General features: G+C 62.9%; 4 protein-coding genes. All 4 read right to left on the reverse strand.

Features of this window, described 5'->3' with window-relative positions:
- Nucleotides 1-1,053: DUF3592 domain-containing protein (locus tag V7080_RS20980; protein WP_334190335.1), on the reverse strand; the 1,053-nt coding region annotated here is incomplete at its 3' end.
- Between the two features lie 134 nt (nt 1,054-1,187).
- A complete protein-coding gene (paaK, locus tag V7080_RS20985) occupies nt 1,188-2,507 on the reverse strand; it encodes a phenylacetate--CoA ligase PaaK (protein WP_334190336.1) in 1,320 nt (439 codons plus the stop codon).
- A gap of 36 nt (nt 2,508-2,543) precedes the next feature.
- A complete protein-coding gene (paaI, locus tag V7080_RS20990; protein ID WP_334190337.1) occupies nt 2,544-3,011 on the reverse strand; it encodes a hydroxyphenylacetyl-CoA thioesterase PaaI in 468 nt (155 codons plus the stop codon).
- Nucleotides 3,012-3,027: 16 nt separating this feature from the next.
- Complete coding sequence (paaG, locus tag V7080_RS20995; RefSeq protein ID WP_334190338.1) at nt 3,028-3,819, reverse strand: 2-(1,2-epoxy-1,2-dihydrophenyl)acetyl-CoA isomerase PaaG; 792 nt, start codon at nt 3,817-3,819, stop codon at nt 3,028-3,030.
- Nucleotides 3,820-4,008 lie beyond the last annotated feature (189 nt).

Consider the following 4,008-nt stretch of genomic DNA (forward strand, 5'->3'; position numbering starts at 1 on the left):
GTCTTCCGTCTGTACCCTTATCTGCCAGCGATGGCGCTGCCCTTCCGTTTCTGACGACGGCGGCAGGGTGGCCGGCGGATGGAATGCGAAGATGATCGTGTCGCCGTGCGGGCGCATCGATTTCTGCTGCTGCCAGACGGTGCGGTAGCGGGTATCGTCACCGGTGTGATCGACCTGTTCGCAAACCAGCGAAACGAGATAGCCGGCGTCGGGCTCGGCAGGCTTGGTGAAGCGGATCTGTCCGCCGATGACTTCGCCGAGCCGGGGGGCCGGAGATGCCAGTGACAAAGCCAGTTCGCCGAACCGCCGCCATGCCAGCGTGCTGCGGACGGCGGCATACAGCAGGTAAAGGCCGACCAGGGGGAAAATCAGTACCACCCATATGAGGCCGCCCTGGCGTCCTGCATCGGCAAGCGCAATGCCGGCAATGGGGAAGCTCAGCAAATTCCAGAAGATTGCGAACAGCCAGACACCCCGTTTCGCATTCCTGCCGTTCGAGAGAATGCGGCGGGAATTCCGGCGCGGAAGGCTTGGCAACGGGCCGTCCGCCGGCGCACGCAGTGTTTTCCACAGCATCCAGAATGCCCCGATGCCGACGGCGGGAAACAGCGTGGCGAACGGGATATGAAAGACCAGCTGCTTCCACCGTATGTCGCGGTCGATGATCGCATGTTCGGGACGAACCGGATTGACCCATACCGTCACCGGTGTTTCGGCGGCTTTCGCCTGCATAAGGCGTTCATGCCAGTCCTTATGCCAGGAACCGATGTTGTCCCACCCGGAATCCGACAGCCCGACGCGCGTCCCCTCGTAGGCCTTGCCCCAGTATTCATACCGGTACCGCGCCGTGACTTTGTAGGTGGTGGTCTTGCTGCTGCGGCTGCTCTTGAGCTCGGTGTCGAGCACCTGGGCGGACACCGGTTCCCATGATTGAGTCTTGTGCCAGTTGGCCAGCATGCCTTGCACAGGCAGCAAGCCGCCGAACAGGCCCGCCGCGGAAAAGGCAATGCCGAACAGGAGGCAAATGACAACGAGGGAAAATTTGTTTTTCAAGCCAGCCTCGCGGAAAGAGTGCGGGAAGCGCCTGTTGATCAGGCGGGCACATCTTAACCGAGGCTTGTTTCCGCGTCACATCTTCTTAACAAAGTGACCACTCGCAGTCGAATGGCCAGCGATGTTTAACGCTTTTACTTCGGCCGCTTGTCAATCACCCGCCGGGCCTTTCCTGTTGCGGTGCGTTCAATCGTATCCGGCCGCACCACGCTGACCCGCGTCGTCACGCCGACGAAGGTTTTGATCTGCTGCTCCATCGAGCGTGCCAGCGCCTCCACGTCCGAAGCGCCCAGCTTCGCCGCGGCTTCGATGCGCATTTCCGCCCTGACCTCCAGTTCGTCGAGATGGCCTTCCCGCGTGACCACGAGCTGGTACTGCGGCGCGAGATCGGCCTGCTTGAGGATGAGTTCCTCGATCTGGGTCGGGAACACATTCACGCCGCGGATGATGAGCATGTCGTCCGAGCGGCCGGTGATCTTGCCGATGCGGCGCATCGACCGCGAGGTCGGCGGCAGCAGGCGGGTAAGGTCGCGCGTGCGGTAGCGGATGATCGGCAGTGCTTCCTTGCTCAGCGACGTGAAGACGAGTTCGCCCTCCTCGCCGTCCGGCAGCACCGCGCCGGTATCGGGATCGATGATCTCCGGGTAGAAATGGTCTTCCCAAATCACCGGGCCGTCCTTGCTTTCGATGCATTCGTTCGCCACGCCCGGCCCCATCACTTCCGACAGGCCATAGATGTCGACCGCGTCGATGCCGGCGCGCGCTTCGATCTCGCTGCGCATCGCCTCGGTCCACGGCTCGGCGCCGAAGATGCCGATTTCGAGCGAGGTGTCGGCGGGATTCAATCCCTGCCGCGCGAATTCCTCCACGATGTTCAGCATGTATGACGGCGTGACCATGATGATGCGCGGCTTGAAGTCCTGGATCAGCTGCACCTGCCGCTCGGTCTGCCCGCCCGACATCGGGATCACGGTGCACCCCAGCTTTTCCGCGCCGTAATGGGCTCCCAGTCCGCCGGTGAACAGGCCGTAGCCATAGCCGATATGGACGATATCGCCGGGACGGCCGCCCGAGGCGCGGATCGATCGCGCCATTACCGTCGCCCAGGTATCGATGTCGTTCTTCGTGTAACCGACCACGGTCGGCTTGCCGGTGGTGCCGCTGGATGCATGGATGCGCACGACCTGCTCGCGCGGCACGGCGAACATATTGAACGGATAGTTGTCGCGCAGGTCGTTCTTGTAGGTGAACGGGAAGCGGGACAGGTCCGCCAGCGTCTTCAGGTCATCGGGATGCACACCGGCCGCATCGAACGACTTGCGGTAATGCGGCACGTTGTCGTACGCATGCCGCAACGACCATTTCATCCGCTGCAGCTGCAATGCCTGCAGTTCATCCCTGCCCGCGGTTTCGATCGGTTCCAGTTCCCTGGGCTCCGGTCTGCGATGTGCCATATGCGTCTCCTCTTGTATGCCGACCGCCGCGACGATTCATCCCTTGTCCATCGCCGCGCCGATCACGTCTCCATTGATCTGAAATGACTTCCCCCGGAACACTGCGATGCATGTCCCGTCCTGGCTGGTCACCGTAATGTCGTACACGCCGGTCTTGCGGGAACGCACCTGCTCGACCGCTTCGGCCTGCAGCACATCGCCTTCGCGGCCGGGGCTCAGGTATTCGATGCTGCACCCCGACGCCACCGTATTCTGGTTATAGCTGTTGCACGCAAACGCAAATGCGCTGTCGGCCAGCGCGAATATGAAGCCGCCGTGGCAGGTCCCGTGACCGTTCAGCATCTCCGGCCGGACCTGCATGGTCATGCGTGCATACCCCGGCCCGATCGCGGCCAGTTCCATGCCCAGCGCCTGCGTCGCCCGGTCGCGCGTGAACATGGCGAGCCCGGCCGCTTCGGCCAGGCTTTGCGGGTCCATCGGCGGCAGATCGCCGTGATCGTTCATGATGCGGTCGCCATGATCATTTCCCCTTGTATTGCGGCGCGCGCTTTTCCATGAAGGCGTTCACGCCCTCCTGGTAGTCGTGGCTGCGCCCGAGCTCGCGCATCAGGTTGCATTCGAGCGCAAGCTGCTGCTCCAGGCTATTTGCCGGGCTGGCGTACAGCGCCTGCTTGATGCGCGACAGGCCGAGCGTCGGTGCGCTTGCGAAATGCCGGGCCATGTCGTCGCTCTCCTGCGCAAGCTGCGCATCGTCGACGCACTTCCAGATCAGTCCCCAGCTTTCCGCCTTCTCCGCGGTGAGCTTGTCACCCAGCATTGACAGTCCCATGGCCCTTGCAGTACCGAGCAGGCGCGGCAGGAAATAGGTGCCGCCCGTATCGGGCAGCAGGCCGAGCTTGCAGAACACCTGTACGAAGCTGGCCGAGCGGGCGGCGATCACGATGTCGCATGCCAGCGCGATGTTGGCCCCGGCGCCGGCCGCCACGCCGTTGACGGCGCAGATCACCGGGAAGGGCAATGCGCGCAGGGAGAGCACCAGCGGCGCATAGTATTTTTCGATCGCCGCGCCGAGATCGGCGCCGTCCGGACCGGGCGCCACTTCGCTGTCGGCCAGATCCTGCCCGGCGCAAAATCCGCGTCCCGCCCCCGTCAGCAGCAGCACGCGTACTGATTGATCCGCGCGAATCGCGTCGAGCGCATGCTGCACCTCGCGATGCATCGCACCGGTGAAGCTGTTGAGCTTTTCGGGACGGTTGAGCGTAAGGCGGGCGATGCCGTCGCTGATGGTGAAGAAGATGTTCTGGTATTGCATTTGTTGTCTCCTTGCGGCTTTTTAGAATGACCGGCCGTTTTCACAACCCGCGTTATGCGCCTTCCCCCACCTAGGGGGAAGGTTGGGATGGGGTGGCCCGCACTGGGGTGATAAGGTCGAGCCAAAGGATGTGGTTGTTCAACCTCACTACCCCCACCCTAGCCCTCCCCCTGAGAGGGGGGAGGGAAC

Source organism: Noviherbaspirillum sp. (assembly GCF_036846085.1).
Lineage (GTDB): Bacteria > Pseudomonadota > Gammaproteobacteria > Burkholderiales > Burkholderiaceae_D > Noviherbaspirillum.